The sequence below is a fragment of the Aestuariibaculum sediminum genome (genome assembly GCF_014596945.1).
Taxonomy (GTDB): Bacteria; Bacteroidota; Bacteroidia; order Flavobacteriales; family Flavobacteriaceae; genus Aestuariibaculum; species Aestuariibaculum sediminum.
The window spans coordinates 852,750-877,036 of record NZ_JACVXB010000001.1; the positions used below are offsets into that span (position 1 = coordinate 852,750).

Genomic DNA, 24,287 nt, shown 5'->3' on the forward strand with positions numbered 1-24,287 from the left:
GTTTTCACAAATTATAGTACTTTATAATTTAAAAAAGAGGCTCAACGCCTCTTTTTTAATTATGAATTGATTGTTTATTTAGCCGCTACTTTTGCAGCCATAATTAAAGCGTTGTAAGCATTTACTATGCGTCCTGATGTTGAGAGTTCGCTAAATGGTTTTACATTATTAGTATCGCCTCCAACAACAACTTTTACGTTTAAGGCTAAACCAGAATCTAATATAATTTGTTTTACTTGTTCAGCACTTAATTCAGGGAAATTTGAACGAATTAAAGCAGCTACACCGGCAACAGCAGGTGCTGCCATAGAGGTACCTCCTTTAGTATCGTATTCGTTTTCAGGAGTTGTTGAATACACTTTTGCACCTGGAGCAAAAACATCAACATTCTTTTTACCATAGTTAGAGAATCCTGCCACCATTCCAGAACCGTATTTAGGTTCTAAGGCACCTACTCTAATATAATTTTTGGCTACTTCAACGTAGTTTACGTTATCGTCTGGGAAGTTAGATTCTACGTCAACATCTTTACTATCGTTACCTGCTGCATGTACAAAAACAACATCGTTATCGGCAGCATATTTAATAGCATCACGCACCCATTCACTGTGTGGTGAGTAACTTTTACCAAAACTTCCGTTGATTACTTTTGCGCCATTATCTACAGCATAACGAATTGCTAAAGCAACATCTTTGTCGTACTCATCGCCGTTTGGTACTGCTCTTACAGACATAATTTTAACGTTATTTGCTACGCCATCGGCACCTAATCCATTTCCGCGCTCAGCAGCAATAATTCCTGCAACGTGTGTTCCGTGACTTTCTGATTTCTTAACAGGTTTAACGTTGCCGTTACCATAATATTTGGTAGACATATCTTCAGCGTCATCTCCAGTTACACGACCATTAAAGTTTAGGTTTAAATTATAGTTTAAACGATCGGTAATACTTTCAAGTCCACCTTTAATTTCTTTTTTAGCATCTTGAATAGATTCTAAACCATTACTAAACATAAAGTTTGCCATTTGTACGGCTTGTTTTAAGTCAGCATTTGCGGTTTCTCCAATAGCATTGATGTCTTCTTTAGTATAATCTGCTTTATTGAAGTGTTTTGTAAAAGCTTCGTCGGCCGATTTAATTTGCGCATAAATTTGCTCGTAACGCATTTTTCTTTCAGACCATTTTTTAAATTCTTCATCATATTCGGCCTTAGCTGCTGCGTATTGCGGATTACTGGTGTCGCCACTTGCAACAATACGGGTAAGCTCTAGTTGTTCGTCGTAACCATCTCCTAAGAAATTCCAACCATGAACATCATCAATATAACCATTTTTGTCATCGTCGATACCGTTTCCTGGAATTTCATCTTCGTTTGTCCAGATAACATCATTTAAATCTTCATGGTCAATATCAATACCAGAGTCTATTACTGCTACAATAATGCTGTTTCCTTTTTTCTTTTTAAGTAACTCGGCATACGCTTTTTCAACACTCATTCCTGGAATGGTATCTTTAACTAAATCTAAATGTCCCCAAGTGTGTTTTTCTTGTTCGGTTAATTCAGAAACTTTTAAAGGAGAAGAGTCTATATTTTCAACTGGGGTAGATATGAAACTTGAGCCACCGCAACCAGATAATATAGCTGTTGCAGCCACTGATAATGATAATCTTTGAATTGTTTTCATTTGGTAATTATTGTTTTAGTCTATTTTTATTTGAATATATCTTTAGCAGTAAAAACTTCATGTAGTCGAACGCCTTTGTCGGTATGCTTTACCGTAATAATTGGGTTGTGTGCATCGTGTTCTAAAAACAAATAGAAGTTTTCGTTTGCCGCAAGATTTAAAAATTTTTCTTTTTCATCAAGAGTTAATAGAGGTCTTGTGTCGTACCCCATAACATAAGGTAATGGTAAATGCCCAGCAGTAGGTAATAAATCGGCCATAAAAGCAATGGTTTTCCCTTGATACTTTATCATCGGAATCATTTGTTTTTCGGTATGACCATCGGCAAAATAGATATCGAAACCTAGTTCTGAATTACTTAAGATATTGCCCTCTGGAAGCTCTGTAAATTTTAATTGTCCGCTTTCTTCAATAGGGAAAATATTTTCTTTTAAAAATGAAGCCTGTTCCCTTCGGTTGGGTTCGGTTGCCCATTGCCAATGATTTTTATTACTCCAAAAACGAGCATTTTTAAATGCGGGTTCATACCCTGTTTTATCTTTATTCCATTGAATAGCACCGCCGCAATGATCGAAATGTAAATGGGTTAGAAATACATCTGTAATGTCGTCGCGATGAAATCCAAACTGTTTTAAAGATTTATCAATAGAATCGTTACCCCACAAATGGTAATACCCGAAAAATTTATCAGATTGTTTATTACCCATCCCGGTATCAATTAATATCAACCGCTTGTCATGTTCAATTAATAAACATCGCGCTGCAATATCAATCATATTATTAGCATCGGCAGGATTTGTTTTTTGCCAAAGCGTTTTTGGAACTACTCCAAACATAGCACCACCATCGAGCTTAAAGTTTCCTGCGTTTATAGGGTATAAATTCATAAGTCGTGCAAATTACTAAAAATACAGTAATTGCTTAAAATTGTTAAGAATATATTAAGAAGAAATTAGCAAATTAGGTAGTGTGAAATAGAACATATCATAAAATGAAGGACGCATTTTTATGAATTAGATATGAAAAACAGAGTTTTTAAAGTTTTAAAAGAATAAGGAAAAGCCATAGTTTGAAAACTGCTAATAGATGTAAAGATTAAAAACTATTGGATTTATGGGAAATTACGTGGTCAAAATCGTTTAAATTACTATTTTTAGTCGAAAACAAAAGTATATGATTGAACTAGCAGGAATTATAATTTTAGGAATTTTGGCTCAATGGGTAGCTTGGAAATTTAAAATTCCCGCAATTTTACCTTTAATTTTAATAGGGCTTTTAGTAGGGCCTATTGCCGCCGAATTTTTAAGTGAAGATGGCACCAAATGGATACAGCCTGTATATAAAAATGGAAAAGGTTTGTTTCCTGATGAAAGTCTGTTTTATTTCGTTTCGCTTGCCATTAGTATAATTCTGTTTGAAGGTGGATTAACTCTTAGAATGGGCGAAATAAAAAATGTAGGGCCTGTTATAACTAAACTTATAACCGTAGGCTCTGTGGTTACCTTTTTTGGAGGTGCCGTAGCAGCACATTTTGTATTTCATCTAAATTGGGAGATTTCTTTTTTATTTTCAGCTTTAATTATCGTAACGGGTCCAACCGTAATAACACCAATTTTAAGGAATATACCGCTTAAAAAAGATGTGTCCGCCGTTTTAAAGTGGGAAGGTATTTTAATAGACCCTATTGGAGCATTAGTAGCCGTATTGGTTTTCGAATTTATTAGTGTTGATGCTGGAGGTGAGTTTACAAAAACGGCGTTTATTGAATTCTTCAAGATTGTTCTTTTTGGGTTTACCTTTGGGTTTACTTTTGCTCATGCTTTAAATTTCGCGATTAACCGTCGATGGATACCACATTACTTATTAAACGTTTTTGCTTTAGCTTCAGTGTTAGGCGTCTTTGTTTTATCTGATGCTTTTGCTCATGAATCTGGACTTTTAGCTGTTGTTGTTATGGGTATGGTTTTAGGGAATTCTAAATCACCATATTTAAAGGAACTGTTATATTTTAAAGAATCATTAAGTGTGTTACTTATTTCCATATTATTTATCCTGCTTTCAGCAAATATTAATATGGACGACTTGTTATTAATTTACAATTGGGAAACGCTGGCATTATTTGCTATTGTAGTGTTCATTTTAAGGCCAGTTGGTGTATTCCTTAGTACACAAGGATCATCATTAAAACTTAACGAACGATTATTTATTAGTTGGGTTGGTCCGCGTGGTATTGTTGCTGCAGGTATCGCTTCTTTATTTGGTATTACTTTGTCCAAAAACGGTGTTGAAAATGCCGAATATATAACACCTTTGGTTTTTGTAATTGTATTGGGTACCGTTTTACTAAATGCCACTACAGCGAGAAGTTTTGCTAAAGCATCGGGTGTTTTCTTAACCAAATCGGGAGGTATTTTAATTGTTGGTGCTTCAAAAATATCAAGATTACTCGGGCATTACCTTGAGGATAACGGCCGTCATGTGGTTTTAATTGATAGTAATGAGAATAATATCTCTAAAGCACGTGAATTAGGTTTAGAAGCATTAACTACAAATATTTATTCTGATAATTTAATAGATAATATTGAACTTAACGATGTTGGTTATTTAATGGCATTAACCGCAAACCCCGATATCAATAAATATGCAATAAACAAATTCAGTAAACAATTTGGAGAAAATGGGGCGTTTAGAGTGGTTACCAGTCAAGAGATATTAGATAAAAAGAGCAGGCCTAAAGAAGGCTTATTTTCATATAAAGATGATTACAATTCCCTTTCGGAGGTAACCGATAAATTTCCTTCTATTCAGGAGATTGATTTAGAAAGTCGTGATCACTATCAAAACTTGATATCAATTACCGATAAGGATGATGATATTATTCCGTTGTTCATAAAGGATAATGGTGGAGAGCTTCATATTATTTCATCTAATAATTTGAATGTAGACAGTATAAAGAAAGGTTATAAGTTAGTTTATCTGGGAAAACCTTTTGATGTAGAAAAAGTATAGTACGCCAATTATTAGTATAGATAACGCTTTTAATTTTAAGTAGCATAAGTATAAAAAAAGCTCACTGATTTACCAGTGAGCTTTTTTAGTTTTAATACTGTTGTTTTTGTTACAGAATATGTAAATCGGTAAAATCCTTTTCAATAACAAAAGCGTTATTTTCGTCTATTTTAAGATCTTTAATAGAATATTCCACCTTATCAATGATTACTTTTTTTATTTTAAATGGTAAACCATGTAATTGCACTTTAAACGTATTGTAAGGGGTGGTATATTTTCCAGATTTATGTTGTTGAATCACTAATTGATTTTTCTCTCCGTTTAGCGTAAAATTTCTCAGGCTGTAACGCCCTTTAATATAATCATAGCCATCGTGAGCATCCTCATAAACTTCTGAAGTTTCCTTTCCTAATTTAAAGTATACCTCAAGTTTTAATTCATCGATATCCTTTTCTCCAACATATTGCTGTACGGGATATTTAGGAATGATAGCACCTGCTTTTACGAATACAGGCATACTGTCTAAGTCGGCATCAGCCCATAGTTCTTGTCCACCTTCCACAACTTCATCCGTCCAGAAATTATACCATTCTCCTTTCGGGAAATACATGCGTCTGCCTTTAGCGTTGGGTTCTAAAATAGGACAAGCCAGTATTTTTTCTCCACAAATAAATTCGTCGCTTCTGTAATGTGTATGCGTGTCCTCCTGATCGTATAATACCAAAGATTTAAGCATTGGTATACCTTCTTCGGCGTAACGCCAAAAACAGGTGTATAAATAGGGCAGAAGCTCATATCTTAACTCTATAAACTTACGAACTACATCGGTAATGTTTTTACCAAAAGTCCAGGGTTCTTGATCGCCATGATCTCCAGACGAGTGTGTTCTACAAAATGGGTGGAAAATTCCTAACTGAATCCAACGCGCATATAGTTCGCCATTAGGTTGTTCGGCGAAACCGCCAATATCCGATCCTATAAAAGAAAATCCAGACATACACATGCGCTGAGCCTGAATGTTAGCAATGGATAAATGTTCCCATGAAGCCACGTTGTCGCCAGTCCAGCTAGATGTATAGCGTTGTGTTCCTGAATATGCAGCACGTGTAATAACAAAAGGTCGTTTTGGATAAGCAAACTTTTTCAATCCTTGATAGGTTGCTCTGGCCATTTGCATACCGTAAATATTATGTGCTTTTCGGTGGCTACAAGGGTTGCCTTCGTAATCATGACGCACGTCGTCTGGAAATGTTTTTCCAGGGACATCCATAACCGCAGGTTCGTTCATGTCGTTCCAAACACCTTTTACACCAATATCTTCAATTAATTCCTGAAATAAATTCGACCACCATTCGCGAACTTCGGGATTTGTAAAATCGGGGAAATAACATTCTCCAGGCCATACTTTACCTTTCATATAAGGTCCATCGGCACGTTTACAAAAATAATCTTTATCTAAGCCTTCTTTAAATACCGAATACTCGTGATCTATTTTAATTCCTGGATCGATAATAACGATGGTTTTAAAACCATCATCAGCTAGTTCCTTCACCATGCGTTTAGGGTCTGGAAAATATTCTTTACTCCAGGTAAAACATCTAAAGCCTTCCATATAATCGATGTCTAGATATATGGCATCACATGGTATTTTAAGTTCTCTGAATTTATTGGTTATTTCTTTTACTTTAGATTCCGGATAATAACTCCATTTACATTGATGGTAGCCTAACGCCCATAGTGGTGGTAATTGATGCGGTTTTCCTGTTAAATCGGTATAATTAGCCACAACCTCAGACATATCAGGACCATAAATAAAATAATAATTCATTTCACCACCTTGTGCCCAAAAGCTAGACACATTACGTCGTTCCTGGCAAAAATCGAAATAAGACCTAAAGGTATTGTCGAAAAAGATGCCATAGGATTTTTTATGATGCAATGCCGTATAAAACGGAATGGTTTTATAGATAGGATCGGTGTGTTTACCGTAGGCATACGAATCGGTTACCCAATTTTCAAAACGTTTACCCTTTAAGTTTACATCGGCTGGTTTATCACCCAGACCGTAGTAGCTTTCACCTTCCTGAGAAACTTTAGACATCTTAACAATATCGCCGCCAAACTCATAGCTTTCTTCCCAATGGAAACCTAATTCGTCTTCACATAGTAATTGTTCTGTTTTAGCTTCGTAAATAGCCGTTCTTAAATCTGTTTTATTAATCTCGCATTTAAGTTTAGAGGTAAGAATGATGTATTTATCATTTTCTTCTTTTACTTCGAGATGATTATATCCGCGACTAGCGTATTTGGTAATGGCATACGAGAAGTCGTTTTCAAAACTACCAGTTGTACTATATCTAAATCGCAATACGCTATCACGTAGCACGGTTATTTGTAAAATAACTCCGTTGGCTGTTGTAAAATTAAGGGTGTCTAGGTTTTTTTCGAAGGCTATTATATTGGAAGGGAATAAGTTGCCCTTGTACTCTAATTCTGTGTTTAAAATCATATAAAAATAACTTTAGGATAAATAGTTATTAAAATTAGTAAAACAAATAAAGTTTAATATGATATAATCTGTAAAAATATAACCCATATATTAATTTAATATCAACATATGGGTTGTTTAATTGCTTATTGTATAACGAAAACGTTAACCGTGATTATAGCTGAAAACTGTAATAGCCAAAGGCGGTAATGTAATAGCTGCCGAATGGGGCTTCCCATTCCATGGTTTTTTCTTTATAGTTATGGCTTTTGAATTGGTTACACCACTTCCTCCAAAATCCTTAGAGTCGCTATTAAATATTTCCTTGATTTTCCCGCTAACCTCTGGTAGGCCTATTTTGTAGTTTTCGTGAATGGTTGGTGTTAAATTACATACAACAATAACATTTTCATTTGGGTTGTCGCCTTTACGAATATATGAGATTACTGAGTTTTCATGATCGCCGTAATTTATCCATTCAAAACCTTCACCTGAAAACGCTTTTTCAAATAGAGCTGGTGTTGTGGTATATAATTTATTTAATGCTTTGTAATAGTTTTGAAGGTTTTTATGCGGTTCGAATTCTAATAAATTCCAATTTAAACTCGCTTGAAAATCCCATTCATTATACTGTCCAAATTCACCTCCCATAAATAGCAGTTTTGTGCCTGGATGTGTAAACATATACCCATAAAGCAAGCGAAGGTTCGCAAAACGCTGCCATTCGTCGCCAGGCATACGTCCTAAAATGGAATTTTTGCCGTAAACGACTTCGTCGTGAGACAATGGTAACATAAAGTTTTCAGAAAAGGCGTAAGCCAAACTAAACGTGATGTCGTTTTGATGATATTTGCGATATACGGGATCTTTACCAAAGTATTCTAAGGTATCGTGCATCCAACCCATCATCCATTTCATACCAAATCCTAAACCTCCTGTAAAAACAGGTTTAGATACGCCTGGGAAGGCCGTAGACTCTTCGGCGATGGTTTGTACATCCGGATACGAAGCATAAATTTCTTTATTTAATTCTTTCATGAATTCTATAGCTTCCAGATTTTCTCTTCCGCCATAAATGTTCGGTTCCCATTCGCCGTCTTCTCGAGAGTAATCTAAAAAGAGCATAGAAGCTACCGCATCAACGCGTAGGCCATCGGCATGATATTGGTCTAACCAAAAAATGGCATTACTTATTAAAAACGATTTGACTTCATTGCGGCCGTAATTAAAAATTAAACTTTTCCAGTCTTGATGATAGCCTTTGCGTTTATCGGGATGTTCATAAAGATTCGAACCATCAAAAAAGCCAAGACCGTGGGCATCTTCAGGGAAATGAGACGGTACCCAGTCTAAAATAATACCAATTCCATTTTGATGAAGTTTATCTACCAGATATTTAAATTCTTCTGGATAACCATAACGCGAAGTTGGCGCAAAATACCCTGTAATTTGATAACCCCAAGACGGGTCATAAGGAAATTCCATAACAGGCATTAATTCGACGTGAGTAAAATTCATATCCTTCACGTAGTTTACCAAGTCGTCTGCCAATTCAAAATACGATAATGAGCGGTCTTCTTCTAAGTTGCGTTTCCAAGAGCCTAAATGAACTTCATATACTGAATAGGGTGCATTCAAAGCATTGTGCTTTTTGCGGGTTTTCATCCAGTCGTTATCTTTCCATTTGTATTTATCTTCCCAAACAACAGAAGCTGTTTTGGGTGGATGCTCACAGCGTCTGGCGTAGGGGTCGGCTTTTTCGGTTTTTATGCCATTGTTATGGCTTTCTATTTTGTATTTGTAAATGTTTCCTTTTCCAACAAAGGGAATAAAACCTTCCCAAATACCACTGCTATCCCAGCGCACGTTTAATTCGTGTTCACCTTCGGTCCAGAAGTTAAAATCGCCAATTACCGAAACACGTTTTGCGCTTGGTGCCCAAACGGCAAAGTAGGTGCCTTCAATGCCATCTACTGTTACTATATGAGAGCCAAATTTTTCGTAAAGCCTATAGTGTTTACCAGCTTTAAATAAATTGATATCGAAGTCTGTGAATAGACTATAAACTTTTGTTTGAGCCATATGTTATATTACAAATCCGTTAGGTATGGTTGCACCATTTTTTACTACTACAATGCCATCTCGTATAGCATACATGTCATTTTCGGTGTCTTCGAGATGTTTGCCTCCATTTATTCTTACATCGTCTCCAATGCGGCAATTTTTGTCTAGAATCGCGTTTTTAATGAAACAACGCTCGCCAATACCCATTAATATTTTTATGTTTTTATTTTCAATTTCTTCAAGTGTTTCATAGGAATCGCATCCCATCATGTAGGTTTTAATTACTGTGGATTCTTTTCCTATTCTTGAACGAATTCCAATAACAGATTCTTCAATTTTAGCGGCTGAAATTATACAGCCTTCGGCTATTACGGCTTTGTCCAGAGATGTTCCTGCTAATTTGGTTGTTGGCAACATTCGGGCATGCGTGTAAATACGTCTGCGTTCGTCGTATAAATCGAATTTTGGAATATCGTCGGTTAATTTAATGTTGGCTTCAAAGAAGGATTCTATAGTTCCAATATCGGTCCAGTAGCCTTCATATTGATAACTTAGTGTTTTGTGTTTATCGATAGATTGTGGAATGATTTCTTTACCGAAATCGATTGTAGATTCGTCATTCATTAACTCGATTAACAAATCTTTGTTAAAGATGTAAATACCCATTGAAGCCAAATAGTGGCGACCTTCTTTTTTCATCTCGTCGCTTACTTCCGACGTCCATTCTGGTAATAAACTTGAATCTGGTTTTTCGATAAAAGATGTTATAATGCTTTCATCGTTCGATTTTAGAATACCAAAGCCAGGGGCGTCTTTAGCGTTCACAGGGATGGTAGCAATTGATATTTCGGCTCCACTTTTTTCGTGTGCTTCAATCATTTTATCGTAGTCCATTTGATAAAGTTGGTCGCCAGACAAAATTAAAATGTATTCACATTCATGTCTTAAAACATGGTGCATACTTTGTCTTACGGCATCGGCAGTACCTTGAAACCAACCTTTGTTTTCTGGAGTTTGCTCGGCAGCAAGAACATCAACAAAAGCACTGCTAAAAAAACTAAAATGGTACGTATTTTTAATATGTCGGTTTAGTGAAGCTGAGTTAAACTGAGTTAATACAAACATGCGCTTAATATCGGCATTAATACAGTTTGAAATAGGTATATCTACCAACCTATATTTTCCTGCAATAGGGACTGCCGGTTTAGATCGCTTCTCTGTTAAGGGGTGTAATCTAGATCCTTGACCGCCACCTAATATGATGGCTAAAACCTTGTTGTTAATCATTTCTGGTAAGTTTTAATGTGTTATATAAATTAATGTACTCTACGGCAGAAGCGTCCCAAGAATGGTCGATATCCATTATTTTTTTTCTAATGCCTTTATAGGTTGGTTGGTCTTTAAATAGGGTAATTCCTCTGTTTATGGCTTCATTTATTTCTGTAACGGTAGTGTTTTCATGACAAATTCCGAAACCGTTTTCTTCACTAATATCTATAACGGTGTCTTTTAAACCGCCAATACTTCGCACTATTGGAATAGTCCCGTATCGTAGGGCATACATTTGGTTTAGGCCGCAAGGCTCAACCCGAGAAGGCATAAGTAAAAAGTCTGCTCCCGCGTATATAATATGCGATAATTTTTCGTCGTAACCAATAAAAGCATTGTAAATTCCTTTAAATTCACTTTTTAAGGCTTCTAATTGCGCTTCAACTTCAGGGTTTCCAGACCCAAGAAGTAACATAGAGCAAGAATTGGTTTCCAAAGCATTTTTAAAAACTTCGGGAAATAAGTCTGATCCTTTTTCGCCTACCAGTCTTCCAATAAATGCAAATAACGGTTTCTTGTAATCAAGATTAAACGTTTCACATAAATGCTTTTTATTAGCGTTGGCTCCTTGAGTTACACTTTTTTGTGTATAATTTTTTATTATATAGTTATCTGTATTAGGATTCCATACATTGGTGTCGATTCCATTTAAGATACCAACACATTTTTCGCTTTCAGCACTTAACAAACTTTCTAAACCATTTGCAGCGTGCTTCAGTTCTTCCATATAGCTTGGTGAAACGGTAGTAACACGCCATGCACATTTAATAGCAGCAGCCAAAGGGTTAATTTGTCCGCCCCAATCCAATAAACCAACATGATCAAAATTGAATGGCGGAATTAAGCCTACTTTATCATGTGAAAACCAACCTTGATACTGCGCATTGTGTATGGTTAATAAGTTTGGAATATCTCTAAAAGCTTCATATTTGTAACTTTCCTGAAGCATAAAAGGCACTAGCCCAGTATGGTGGTCGTGACAATGAATAATATCGGGGTAAGCATCCCAGGTTAATAACCAATCTAAACTTGCTATTTGAAAGGCTAAGAATCGTTCGGTGTCATCAAAAGAGTACACATAATCTTTAAATAACAAATCAGGCACATTAACAAAAAACACATCGAAATCTAATGGTTTTTCCTGAAGTACCATTATTTGAAAATTGTAGGAGGTGTCTCCTAAATTTAGTTCACCATCGTAAACTGAATGGAAGGTGTTGTTTTGGGTAAATTTATTATCATAAAAAGGCATGATAACCTGCGCTCTGTTACCATTACTGTTTTGATATTTAGGTAAGGCTCCTACAACATCGGCCAAACCCCCAACTTTTGCAACGGGATAGCACTCTGCGCTAACATGTAAAATAGTCATTAAATACTTTTGGTTTTTGATAAACTTACAAAAATATTATCCACTATTTTAACATAGGTTCATTTTTAAAGAAAAAATTACATTATCGAAATAATACGAAAATATCAATAATAATTTCCTAGAAAAACGAAAGATGATTGTAAAAATGTTAGTCGTTAAGCTTTAATACCGCCATAAATGCTTGTTGCGGTATTTCTACATTACCTACTTGCCTCATGCGTTTTTTACCTTTTTTCTGTTTTTCGAGTAATTTACGCTTACGAGAAATATCGCCACCATAACATTTAGCGGTTACATCTTTACGTAACGCTTTTATGGTTTCTCTTGAAACTATTTTAGCTCCAATGGCAGCTTGTACGGGAATGTCAAATTGCTGACGCGGGATAAGTTCTTTTAATTTTTCACACATTTTTCTACCTATAGTTTGTGCATTATCGGCGTGTATTAAAGCTGAAAGTGCATCAACAGGTTGTGCATTTAAAAGAATATCTAAACGTACCAGTTTTGAAGGCTTCATTCCTATAGGATGGTAATCGAAAGAAGCGTAACCTTTAGAAACGGTTTTTAGACGATCGTAGAAATCAAAAACAATTTCAGCTAAAGGCATTTCAAATGATAATTCAACACGTTCTGGTGTTAAATATGTTTGATTGGTAACTATACCACGTTTTTCAATACATAGAGACATGACGTTACCAATAAAGTCTGACTTGGTAATAATGGTTGCCTTAATATAAGGTTCTTCAACACGGTTTAAGGTAGAAGGATCTGGTAAATCAGAAGGATTGTTTACAATAATGGTTTCTTCAGTGTTTTTATTGGTGTAGGCGTGGTAAGATACGTTGGGTACGGTAGTAATAACCGTCATATCGAATTCACGTTCTAAACGCTCCTGAATAATTTCCATGTGAAGCATACCTAAAAATCCACAACGGAAACCAAAACCTAATGCTGCCGAACTTTCTGGTTGGAAAACCAAAGAGGCATCATTTAATTGAAGTTTTTCCATCGAGGCACGAAGGTCTTCATAGTCTTCTGTGTCAACAGGGTATATTCCGGCAAAAACCATAGGTTTTACATCTTCGAAACCTTCAACGATATTTTGCGTAGGTTTTTCGAAATCGGTAATGGTATCACCAACTTTTACTTCTTTGGCTGTTTTAATACCTGTAATAAGGTAGCCTACATCGCCAGTTTTAATATCTTTTTTAGCGACCTGAGTCAATTTTAAAGTACCAACTTCGTCGGCATAATAATCTTTACCCGTAGCTACGAATTTAATGTGCTGTCCTTTTTTAATTTCACCATTAAATACTCTAAAATAGGTCTCAATTCCTCTAAAAGTGTTGTAAACTGAATCGAAAATTAATGCTTGTAAAGGCGCTTCTGGATCACCTTTAGGAGCAGGAATACGTTCAATAATGGCTTTTAATATGTTGTCTACACCAAAGCCTGTTTTTCCACTGGCGTGAATAACTTCTTCAGGGGCGCATCCTAATAAATCCACAATATCATCGGTCACTTCTTCAGGGTTGGCACTAGGCAGGTCTACTTTATTTAATACAGGAATAATTTCCAGGTCGTTTTCTAGAGCTAAATATAAATTAGAAATAGTTTGCGCCTGAATACTTTGTGCGGCATCTACAATAAGAAGAGCACCTTCACAGGCTGCAATAGATCGCGATACTTCGTACGAGAAATCGACATGGCCTGGGGTGTCAATAAGATTTAAAATATAGTGTTCACCCTCATAGATGTAATCCATTTGAATGGCGTGCGATTTAATAGTAATTCCACGCTCGCGCTCCAAATCCATATTATCTAATAGCTGGTTTTGTTTTTCTCTTTCGGTCACCGAACCAGTATAATCTAATAGGCGATCTGCAAGTGTACTTTTCCCGTGATCGATATGCGCAATAATGCAAAAGTTTCTAATATTCTTCATAAACGAATCTAAACCTAGATATAATTTGCAAATATAGATGTTTTCAAGTAGTATATCTCAATATTTATTAGACTTGTTATCATTGTCTATTCATAAATTAACTTTTGACAATAATTATGATAAGGAAAATGTTTATTTGATACTTTAGTTTAAACTTTTACCTACATTTATTGTCCAAGCAAAGGATTATTAAGTTAGGTAAATGCAAAATCATTTTATAAAAACTTTAAAAGGTTTGTTTTTAGTTGTTTTGGCGATTATTTCAACAACTGTAATGTATTCTCAAACCGAAAATAAGCTTCCCAGTATTGAAAAAGTGTATGTGCACACCGATAGGTCTAGTTATACTATTGGTGAAACCCTGTGGTACAAAGCGTATTCTGTTTTGGCTTATAATAACCTGCTTATCGATCAAAGTAAAGTGCTTTATGTGGAATTAATTTCTCCCAGTTCCAAAATTATAGCCCGCAATAAAACGAGGTTGGAAAGTGGTTTGGGACATGGTGATTTTAAGTTGTCGGATTCTTTAGGTGTTACCACCGGTGGTGTATATCAGTTAAGAGCTTACACGAATTGGGATCGGAATTTTGGTCACGATTTTGTGTTTGAAAAAACTATAGAAATTATAGACGTATTTAACGATGGCATTCAGAAAACGGAAGACAAAGAGCGCAGGCGGAAAAAGGAAACAACTCAAACAGCTGTTCTGGAAAAACCTAAATATAATTGTCAATTCTTTCCGGAAGGAGGAAACCTTGTAGAAAACATAACCAGCCTTGTAGCTTTTAAAACTTCCGATCAAAATGGCAATCCAGTCGAGGTAAAGGGGCAAATTTTTGACAGTGAAGGCGATTTAATTACTATGTTTTCCAGTATACACGATGGCATGGGGCGTTTTCAATTTTTGCCCCTGCCTGGTATGAAATATAAGGCCGAACTAACTTTTAAGTCAGGTGAAAAACAAGAGTTTTTGTTGCCAGAAATTAGCGAAACGGGTTTATTATTAAGTATGCTTAAGGTAAAAGGTAAGGATGTGGTTTCTGTAAAAACAAATGATAAAACCTTTAAAAATAACAATGGCAAACCTATTGCTGTTGTAGCCAGAGTAAGAGGTGTTACTTATTTTCAGGGCGAATTAGCTTTTAATGAAAAGCAGATTTTTTTTGAATTACCGAAAGAAAAAATCCCAGAAGGTATCTGTCAGGTTACTGTATACGATGCACAGGGAATTCCGCAAAGCGAGCGCTTAGTTTATATCGATAAAACTTCAGAATCCGATTTAAATATTCGTTTAACAACCGATAAAAAAAGTTACAAGCCTGAAGAGCAAGTTGCCTTAACTGTAGTTGCTAAAAATAAAGCTGGAGATCCTGTTTCTGCAAGCTTTTCGGTGAGTAGTGTTGACGAAAGTAGTGTAACGGATGATGCAAAGTTTGGAACAACCATTTGTTCTTATTATTTAATGGAATCGGATATTAGAGGTAAAGTACATAATCCTGGATTTTATTTTGATGTAAATAATAAAAAACGATTGTTGTTTTTAGATCTGCTTCTTTTAACGCAGGGTTGGCGTGATTTTTTATGGAAAAGCATTCCTGAAATAGATAAAAACCCTGAATTTAAAATAGAAAAAGGCTTTCCTGTTTCTGGTACTATAAAACAGCTTTTAGGAAATAAACCCAAAGAAAATAATAATATAACCTTGGCACTTTTAAACAAAAAAGAGGGCATGCAGTTATTTAGTGAAATTTCTGATGCTAATGGGCGATTTAATTTTAAAGAGGTTCAATATACCGGTAAAACAACGATGCTGGTAAATGCAGTTAACCAAAAAGGAAAGGGAAGAGGTGAATTGTTATTAGATGATTTGGAGGTTAAGCCACTGGAGGTAACCTTTAGGCCAGTAACTGACCAAGATGCTGATACCTTGAGGTTTGAAGCTATAAAAAAACATGTGTACAATAAATATATAGCTTATGGTATTTCTCCCGAGAACATGCTCGATGAAGTCGAGATTATTGCTAAAAAAGAAGAACAACGACCAAGTTTATATGGCACACCGGATTATTCTTATAAAATAGATGATAATACACCTATGTATTCTGATATTTATCAGCTTATTCAATTTTTGGTGCCAGGTGTAACGGTAACTAATGATGTGGTAAGTTTTCCTCGATTTAATGGCCCTGCACATATAAGGATAGATGATTTTGCTACTTTTCCTGATGAAAATATATCTTATCTTAATCCTGCTGATGTGGATAGAATTGAGGTGTTTAAGGGGGCAAGTACCGTTATGTTTGGACCAGATGGTGCAAATGGTGTGATTTTAATTTATACCAAAATAGGAACCGTTACCAATAATGCAGTAAAAGAATATCATTCGATAAAAAAGGAGGTAGAAGGGTTTTATGCTGCTCGCGAATTTTATTCGCCCGAAAGAGGGGAAGATGCACAATTCGATATGTATAATAACGATACTATAAAAAACACCATGTACTGGAATCCTTACGTGCATCCTGGTGACCTTGGAATGGTTAAATTAAATTATAAAAACAGCAAACTGGAAACAAATGTTAAGGTAACTTTAGAAGGGATAACTGCTACAGGAATACCCATTGTGAAGTATACAGAATATGCCATTGAAAAGTAACGGTTATGTTAGTAAACTACCGCAAATACCAAAACTAACTAATACATATAACACAGCCAGGATAAATAAAATATTGGCTGCTTTTTTATTGTTTTTTCTAACCATAAACCCAATAAAAGCTAACAAAATGGCTGGGCCTAGCATGATTGCAAGCATAATAACAATTATGCCGTTTAAACCTTGTAATTCTAATAATAAATGCATGGTACATTAAAATAATGTTAAACTGCCACAAAAACCTAAACTTATAATCAGGTAAACTACGGCGGCAATTAATAACTTTTTTGATAATTTTGGGTTTGTTTTCCTTTTTATAAGACCAACTATTAAGAGTACGATTGGTAATCCGAAAAACAAAAATAATCCTATAAAAATGATCAATAGTAAAGCAGATTCATTTCCCATAGTTTATATTGTTTTATTTCTAAGCTCTTCCAAACGTTGTTTTTTATCATCTCTGTAAAACAGATTCATAGTTTCAAAAGGTATAATTTTGTTATCCTTATTTACAATATGAACACATGATTTTTTAATGGCACGAACATCAAAATTATAAGCATCAATAAATTGCATAATTATGATTCTGAATAAATTATCGTAACCCAAATTAGGTGCATCAATATTAGGTAAGCAACACATAATCGATTTCAGATTTTCTTCGGCAACTTCTACCGAATTTCCTGTGCTAAACAGCTCAATCATCTTACCATGCAGCTGCTCATCCTGCTCGTAAATAATGGTGTTTTTACTGTTATCGAGCAAGTCATTCGGGTTAATATATCGCGTTAACGGAAATACTTCACCATCTAATTTTAAGGCATAACCCATTACCAAAGCATCGGGATTACACGGCACCGGCAGTAAATCGTCGGGATTAAAAATAGAGGTTTGCTCCAATATTTTTCGTCTAACCTCAGTTAGCGTCATTCTATCGGTTTCCGGATTAAAATGTTCTAATCGACCTGCAATTTGCGTGGGTTGAAATGTGACACCTCGAACGCATTTTTGCTTTATGGCATAGTTTATAATTTTACCTATTTCATTATCATTTAAACCTTTTTGAAGCGTAACAACCAAGGTTGTCGATAGGTTTAATCTATTTAAATTTTCAAGGGCTTGCTTTCTTATTTCCCATAAGTTGGCACCACGAAGCTCCTGCAATACGCTATCTTCAAACGAATCGAATTGTAAATAGATTTCAAAATCTGGTGTATAGGTTTTTAATTTTTCTGCAAAAGCGAAATCCTTTGCAATTTTAATGCCATTAGTATTCAGCATTAAATGCCTAATGGGTAAGGATTTGGCATAGTCTAAAATCTCCCAGAATTGTGGATGAATAGTTGGTTCGCCACCAGAAATTTGAACCACATCGGGTTCGCCTTCATTTTTAACAATGGTATCGAGCATGGTTTTAATTTCCTCTAAAGTACGGTGCCTGCCGTAAGTAGGCGAGGAGCCTGCGTAACACGTTGGGCAGGTTAAATTACAGCGATCGGTAACCTCAATAACCGTTAAACAGCTGTGTTGCTCGTGGTCTGGGCAAAGTCCGCAATCGTAAGGGCAGCCGTAATGGGTTTTGGTGTTAAACGTATAAGGCGTTTCGCTGGGTTTGTTGTAATTGCGAATGTTTTTGTAATATTCGATATCGTCGGCAATTAACACTTTACTGTTTCCGTGATCGTTACAACGTTTTAACATGTAAACCTTGTCGTTTTCAAACACAATTTTGGCATCGACACGCTGCAGGCATTCCGGACAAAGGCTTAAGGTAAAATCGTAATAAGTATATTTTCTAGTGGGCATGTTTTATTTTTTGAAAGATGAAAGGACTATAATACAACCAACAAATTATGCATAAAAGCTGAATACTACTTAATCCGTAAACAAAAAAGATGTTAGGTTTAATAAACTCAATGCAAAACCTAAATCCAAAATAAGCGAGCATAAAGATTTTAAACAGGTCGCCTTGTTCTAATTTGATGTTATTTTTAACGTAGTTCAAACTAAAAAATAAAACGATTAAAAATACCAGTTCGTATAATGAGGTTGGATGCCGTAAAACGCCATCACCTAAATTCATTCCGAAAATAGAAGTGGTTTCGCAGCCATAAGTAAACTCATTGGTTCCAGAAAGAAAGCAACCTATGCGCCCAATAAAAATGCCCATAATAATAGGAAAAACAAATAAGTCGCCAGACGATTGTTTTTCACCAATTATTTTTTTGGCTAATTCTACACCTAATAAACCACCAAACAGACCGCCCATAATGGTTTTGGTATTTAAGATGTTAATTAGGTTTATCGCTGAAAATTTTATCAATGGATTTTCTAAAAACCCAACCAATCGCGACCCGATTAAAGCCCCTAATGCAGCTCCTAGAATAATTGATAACCGGTTTAAAGAATTGATATGATCGTGGTTTTGTTTTCTTACATAGACATAATATCGGTAGGCTACAAAAAAAGCCAGATATTCTAATACTAAATGTATATTTATAGTTATTCCAAAGAGTTCAGGTTCAAAGGGAATGTGCAAGAGGTTTCTGTTTTAAAATGAAAAAGTTAAAATACATAAATGTTTTAAATATAAAATGCTGTCTATTCTGGATTTGTGTCGTTCGTCGGAAAATGGTTTTTTACTCTAAGGGTATCGTGTTGCTTTGTGATATTAATAAAACAGAACAACCATGAAACACATCAAACCAACCGTACTTATTTTATTGCTTCTAGGGATTTTTATTTATCCTGCAATTAAAGATTTTAATAGAGATAAGCATTTGCCTAACAGATATTTAAAAAAGGAACCAGACCAAAACTGGGAATATGTTAAAGACCGTCTTACGACAAATGATGGTAATGGGAGATTTATTAATAGATACAAAACTCCTATTTTATTTGAATTATATGATGCTTCTAAAGAAGATAGTTTAGCGGTTAATAATACTATAAAAGAACTAAGGGAGTTACTGCCTCACAAAACCATTGATTATTTCAACAATTATATAGGAATGTCTTCTCAGCAAGTGAGAAAATCAGGTGTTTATCATAATCTTGAAGAAGGCTATAAATACAAAGGAGACTTTAAGATTCTTGATTTAATCACGGCGACTATAAAAATGCATTTTAATGGTTACGATACAACACTTCCAAAAACTTTATTACATAGAGGAATTAGAACAGATTTAGGTTTAGGTAATTATATTTTCAGAACAAATAAAAGTGTATCTTATAACTATTTTGATGTTAATTACATATATTTTTCATTAAATGACTCTGTGCCGTTTATAAAAAAAGAGAAGCTTGTTAAATATGAAATGCTCCGCAGTTTATGCGATATAAAAGAAAATTCCAATGCTGTAAAGTCAATTGTCCCGAGTGCCGTTTTTAATAGTGCAACGTATGTTCCTATCGCCTACACTTTTACTTATCAGGATGAGTTTTTGCTTAAAAAATTGTATGCTCCGGATTTTGATGAACAATTTCAAGCGTATTTATATAAACATTATAACTGGCGTTATGCTATGCATTATTTAAGTTCTAGTGAATTAAAAGTATTCTCAGGAGTTATAATTGCCTTATTGGTTTTGTGTGTCGTTATCCTTTCGAAAGATTTCTTTCTTAGTTCTTATTTTAAAAGCAGTTATCTTAATTATTTGGTGCCTGCACTAATTATACTTTCAAGTATTTTAGGGTTAAATCGTTTGTACGATCATTTAGCTAACCCTAACTTAATTTCATATTCAGGTTGGGGTGAAGTGCTTAAGGTGTTAGTATTTGTTTTTACTCCAAGTCTGGTGGTGTCATGTTTTGTATGGGGTTTAGAAAAGCTGTTTTTAAAGCAAGGCATGGCTTTTTATGCGGTGCTTTTTTTAAAAATAGCATCACTGCTTATCGCTGTTCTTATTCCGTTCTCCATTTATTATTATATCGTTTCAAAATATTTTGCGACTGTAGGTCTCAATGCGATGTCTATAATTAACCCTTTATTTGCTATAGCTTTAGTAGTGGCTATTGCAAGAGGTGTTTTAATATATTTAAAGAGTTATTCTGATACTATTATAAAACAAAAGGATTTAGAATTAAGTGAGCTAAAAGCATTAAATACCCAAGCCGAGCTTAAATCGTTACAATCGCAAATTAACCCACATTTTTTATATAATGCATTAAACTCTATTGCCGAGTTATCACATACCGATGCCGTTAAAACCGAGAAAATGGCATTGTCTTTATCCGATTTATTTCGTTATTCCATAAACCGACAAGGAAAGCAAATGAGTACCGTAAAAGATGAGGTGGAACTGGTGCAAACGTATTTAGAAATTGAACAAATTCGTTTTGGTGAGCGACTTGAATTTTCCATTGAAGTAGATAAAGGTTTGGAGACCCAACCATTACCTATGTTTTTATTACAACCCTTAGTAGAGAATGCCGTAAAACATGGTATTTCGAAATTAGAAACCAAAGGAATTATCAAATTGATAATAGAAAAAACAAAAAAGGGGTTACTTATTTCTGTATACGATAATGGCCCAGAATTTCCCGAAGGGTTGGTAAGTGGTCACGGATTGCAATCGGTATTCGATTTGTTGCGTTTAAGTTATAAATCGCGTGCGAAGTTAAATTGGGTAAATCAACCCGAAAAGAAAATAGAAATAGTAATTGAAGATTAATATAGCCACAATGAGTTCAAAATATAAAACCATTATTATAGACGATGAGCAGTCGGCCCGAAATCGTTTGCAACGTTTGTTGGCAATGTTTCCAAATACATTTGAAGTTATTGGTTTAGCAGAAAATGGCACAGAAGCGAGACAACTAATTAATGATTTAAACCCCGATCTTATATTTTTAGATATTGAAATGCCCGGCCTAACAGGATTTCAATTACTGCAATCGTTAGAGGTCGTTCCAATGGTTATTTTCTGTACAGCCTACGATCAATATGCTTTACAAGCCTTTGAAACCAACAGTGCCGACTATCTGGTAAAGCCAGTGCGTAAGGAACGGTTAGAAGTTACTATAGATAAACTTAAATTGTTTGACAGAACTTCAAACGAAGATCTGTTGCAAAGCCTTAAAATATTATCCGAATTAAAACAGGAAACTAAAAAAACATCTATAACTGTAAAAAAGGGAGATAAAATTGTTTTTATAAAATTAGATGAAGTCTTGTATTTCGAAGCAAAAGATAAATATGTAATTATACATACAAAACATGAGAATCATTTAAGTGAACAATCGTTGTTAAAGTTAGAACAAACCCTGCCAAAGGCGTTTTTAAGAGTACATCGAGGTGTTATTATTAATACCGATCATGTAAAAGAAGTTCAAAAATATTTTAATAACAGATATATATTAACCCTTAATACCTCGAGTAAAATCACTATAACAACCGGTAGAAGTTATGTAGAAGGTATTAAGTCGTGGATGAATTTGTAATTTTTTGTTTATTAATACCCGTTAATTAAGTACACCTAGAAATATGATATAATTATGTATCTTTGCAGCTTCAAAAAATAAGGTAACATACTGTGGTTAAGATTGATAATATAGAATTAGGAGAATTTCCATTGCTTTTAGCACCAATGGAAGATGTGAGCGACCCACCATTTCGTGCCCTTTGTAAAGAACAAGGAGCCGATGTGGTGTATACCGAATTCGTGTCGAGTGAAGGCTTAATTCGTAATGCTGCTAAAAGTGTTATGAAACTGGATATCTACGAAAAGGAACGCCCTGTAGGTATTCAAATTTTTGGAGCCAATCTGGACAGTATGTTGCAAACTATTGATATCGTATCGGAATTTAAGCCCGATATTATCGATATTAACTTTGGTTGTCCAGTTAAAAAAGTTGTAAGTAAAGGCGCTGGTGCAGGTATTTTAAAAGACGTTTGTTTGATGGAGCAACTTACGGCCGAAATGGTAAAACGTACCAATATTCCTATAACAGTAAAAACGCGTTTGGGTTGGGACCACGACTCTATTCGCATTGTTGAAGTTGCCGAACGCTTGCAGGATGTGGGGTGTAAAGCCATCGCTATTCATGGACGTACCAGAGCTCAAATGTACAAAGGTAATGCCGATTGGAAGCCTATTGCTCAGGTAAAAAACAACCCGAGAATGCATATTCCTGTATTTGGTAACGGCGATGTTGATACCCCAGAAAAGGCAGTAGAAATGCGAGACAGTTACGGTCTTGATGGTGCCATGATTGGTCGAGCCAGTATTGGTAACCCGTGGTTTTTTAAGCAGGTAAAACACTTCTTTAAAACAGGAGAACATCTGGATCCAATAACCATAGAAGAGCGTGTGGAAGCTGCGCGTCGTCATTTACAAATGTCTATCGACTGGAAAGGTGAAACCCTTGGTGTTTTTGAAACGCGTCGTCATTACACGAATTACTTTAAAGGTATTCCGCACTTTAAAGAATACCGAACTAAAATGGTAACCAGCGACGATCCAAAAGATGTATTTGCAGCCTTCGATGAAGTTTTAGAGAAATTCGGCGATTATCAGTTTTCAAGTTAATTAGGGCAAATGGCAAGCCACCGCGCTATACGTTGTCGTTTTGTAACATTCTTTTCTCGATATAAATTTTACTGAATGCAATCGTAAAATTCACTTGAACTGACTAATTTTACAAAAGCTGTCACTTCTATCGCTTTTGCAGCTCTTAAAACTTCAAAGCAAATTCAGCAATAACAGCCTTATGGTCTGTAGGCCAAATGTTTAAAGGTTCAATAATTGCGTCTTCAGTGAGCTCTAATACGCGTTCGTTTCTTGAGATATCTCCTATAGGACCAAGTATTTTAGAATCTTTTAGTTGTAATCGTTCATCAGGATAGTAAAAGATAAAATCAATGCGGTCTCTGTCGTCGGCTTCAGGACTCCAGGCGAGTTTGCTTAATGGAACTAGTGGGTTATTGGCAGGATAGGTAAATCCTGGGTGTGTTAAAGGATTCGGATAAATTTCACGGTAGGCATCTTTAAATCCTTTGTTTTCCAGTGTTTTAGTGTTTCTCCAGTTTATAACAACGCCATTATGATCATACAAGTTTTTATTAGCTTCAATCCAGTCTAAATGTGATGGTTCGTTGTTGTCGCCACCATAAATTATTAAACGGCCCTGTTGTTTTTCTATTTCTGCGTCAGCAATAAAAGCATCTATAGCGTCATCACGCATCGATTCAAGGTTGTTTTTCTGTATAACATCAACATCTGTAATAATGCTATCGAGTTTTTTCCATGTCGAGCCGTCGTAGCCTCGTGGCAAGTATAATGCACAATTTAAGTAATCTAAATGTCCGCTGTAAAAGGCGACTTCAACACCAAGAATATTAATTATGGCTTTCGTTATAGAGCCATGATCGTTTGTTACAGGGTACAATGCGGTTTGTTCCACTATAGGATATCGAGACAGTAATCCGGTATCTTCACTAGGTTGCGCATAGTACATGTGTCCTTTGGCTTTTAAAGCTTCAAGTATATGCTTACTAAAATCTACGCCATTATAGTTTCGTACTTCGCTAAACGCTATTAAATCGGCATCGGTCCTTATTATTTCGTCTACAATACCCTGAAATCCGTTTTCAACAACTGTCCCTTCCTGCCAGATATTAAATTGAAGCACTTTTAATTTAATTATTTTCTCTTGTTTGCATTGAATATTAATAAAGCAAAAGGCAATACAACCTAACAAAAGTAAATACTTTTTAAGGTATGTTAATTTAGGGAATAGCATAG

General features: G+C 35.2%; 16 protein-coding genes. 5 read left to right on the forward strand and 11 right to left on the reverse strand.

Annotated elements, in window-relative coordinates; translation table 11 throughout:
- Positions 1-74: 74 nt before the first annotated feature.
- Both ICJ83_RS03940 and ICJ83_RS03945 read right to left on the reverse strand, forming a co-directional pair.
- Positions 75-1,685 carry a S8 family peptidase gene (locus ICJ83_RS03940; RefSeq protein ID WP_188229041.1) on the reverse strand — a complete coding sequence of 537 codons (1,611 nt, stop codon included), beginning with the start codon at positions 1,683-1,685 and terminating at the stop codon, positions 75-77.
- Between the two features lie 26 nt (positions 1,686-1,711).
- Entirely contained in the window at positions 1,712-2,572 is an 861-nt protein-coding gene (locus tag ICJ83_RS03945) for an MBL fold metallo-hydrolase (protein WP_188229042.1), read from the reverse strand.
- Positions 2,573-2,858: 286 nt separating this feature from the next.
- Here ICJ83_RS03945 and ICJ83_RS03950 point away from each other — a divergent pair, with 286 nt between their 5' ends.
- Positions 2,859-4,694, forward strand: coding sequence for a cation:proton antiporter (locus tag ICJ83_RS03950; protein WP_188229043.1), 1,836 nt, complete (start codon positions 2,859-2,861; stop codon positions 4,692-4,694).
- 109 nt (positions 4,695-4,803) lie between these two features.
- Here ICJ83_RS03950 and ICJ83_RS03955 read toward each other — a convergent pair whose 3' ends face one another.
- From ICJ83_RS03955 to lepA, 5 genes are all read right to left on the reverse strand, one after another.
- Positions 4,804-7,203: a glycoside hydrolase family 31 protein gene (locus ICJ83_RS03955; protein WP_188229044.1), complete on the reverse strand. Its 2,400-nt coding sequence runs from the start codon at positions 7,201-7,203 to the stop codon at positions 4,804-4,806.
- 144 nt (positions 7,204-7,347) lie between these two features.
- A complete protein-coding gene (glgB, locus tag ICJ83_RS03960; protein ID WP_188229045.1) occupies positions 7,348-9,264 on the reverse strand; it encodes a 1,4-alpha-glucan branching protein GlgB in 1,917 nt (638 codons plus the stop codon).
- A 3-nt stretch (positions 9,265-9,267) separates the two neighbouring features.
- Positions 9,268-10,533 carry a glucose-1-phosphate adenylyltransferase gene (locus ICJ83_RS03965; protein ID WP_188229046.1) on the reverse strand — a complete coding sequence of 422 codons (1,266 nt, stop codon included), beginning with the start codon at positions 10,531-10,533 and terminating at the stop codon, positions 9,268-9,270.
- Positions 10,526-11,947, reverse strand: coding sequence for a glycogen synthase (locus ICJ83_RS03970; protein WP_188229047.1), 1,422 nt, complete (start codon positions 11,945-11,947; stop codon positions 10,526-10,528). The genes ICJ83_RS03965 and ICJ83_RS03970 overlap by 8 nt, the downstream gene beginning before the upstream one ends.
- Positions 11,948-12,095: 148 nt before the next feature.
- Positions 12,096-13,892 carry a translation elongation factor 4 gene (gene lepA, locus ICJ83_RS03975; protein ID WP_188229048.1) on the reverse strand — a complete coding sequence of 599 codons (1,797 nt, stop codon included), beginning with the start codon at positions 13,890-13,892 and terminating at the stop codon, positions 12,096-12,098.
- 202 nt (positions 13,893-14,094) lie between these two features.
- Between lepA and ICJ83_RS03980 the strand changes: the two genes are divergently transcribed.
- Positions 14,095-16,545: a TonB-dependent receptor plug domain-containing protein gene (locus tag ICJ83_RS03980; protein ID WP_188229049.1), complete on the forward strand. Its 2,451-nt coding sequence runs from the start codon at positions 14,095-14,097 to the stop codon at positions 16,543-16,545.
- Between the two features lie 3 nt (positions 16,546-16,548).
- On the opposite strand, the gene ICJ83_RS03985 is transcribed toward ICJ83_RS03980, so the two are convergent.
- From ICJ83_RS03985 to ICJ83_RS03995, 3 genes are all read right to left on the reverse strand, one after another.
- Positions 16,549-16,749 (reverse strand): hypothetical protein, encoded by a 201-nt coding sequence (locus ICJ83_RS03985; protein ID WP_188229050.1) that lies wholly within the window; start codon positions 16,747-16,749, stop codon positions 16,549-16,551.
- 204 nt (positions 16,750-16,953) lie between these two features.
- Positions 16,954-18,348: a radical SAM protein gene (locus ICJ83_RS03990; protein ID WP_188229051.1), complete on the reverse strand. Its 1,395-nt coding sequence runs from the start codon at positions 18,346-18,348 to the stop codon at positions 16,954-16,956.
- Positions 18,338-19,081: a prolipoprotein diacylglyceryl transferase gene (locus ICJ83_RS03995; protein WP_188229052.1), complete on the reverse strand. Its 744-nt coding sequence runs from the start codon at positions 19,079-19,081 to the stop codon at positions 18,338-18,340. Before ICJ83_RS03995 ends, ICJ83_RS03990 begins: the two co-directional genes overlap by 11 nt.
- A gap of 151 nt (positions 19,082-19,232) precedes the next feature.
- Here ICJ83_RS03995 and ICJ83_RS04000 point away from each other — a divergent pair, with 151 nt between their 5' ends.
- The 3 genes from ICJ83_RS04000 (at position 19,233) to dusB (ending at position 23,072) form a co-directional block, all read left to right on the forward strand.
- On the forward strand, positions 19,233-21,215 hold the full coding sequence (locus ICJ83_RS04000; RefSeq protein WP_188229053.1) for a sensor histidine kinase: 1,983 nt from the start codon (positions 19,233-19,235) through the stop codon (positions 21,213-21,215).
- A gap of 10 nt (positions 21,216-21,225) precedes the next feature.
- Positions 21,226-21,984 carry a LytR/AlgR family response regulator transcription factor gene (locus ICJ83_RS04005; RefSeq protein ID WP_188229054.1) on the forward strand — a complete coding sequence of 253 codons (759 nt, stop codon included), beginning with the start codon at positions 21,226-21,228 and terminating at the stop codon, positions 21,982-21,984.
- Between the two features lie 92 nt (positions 21,985-22,076).
- Positions 22,077-23,072: a tRNA dihydrouridine synthase DusB gene (dusB, locus tag ICJ83_RS04010; protein ID WP_188229055.1), complete on the forward strand. Its 996-nt coding sequence runs from the start codon at positions 22,077-22,079 to the stop codon at positions 23,070-23,072.
- Positions 23,073-23,217: 145 nt separating this feature from the next.
- On the opposite strand, the gene ICJ83_RS04015 is transcribed toward dusB, so the two are convergent.
- On the reverse strand, positions 23,218-24,285 hold the full coding sequence (locus ICJ83_RS04015; protein ID WP_223154584.1) for an endonuclease/exonuclease/phosphatase family protein: 1,068 nt from the start codon (positions 24,283-24,285) through the stop codon (positions 23,218-23,220).
- Positions 24,286-24,287 lie beyond the last annotated feature (2 nt).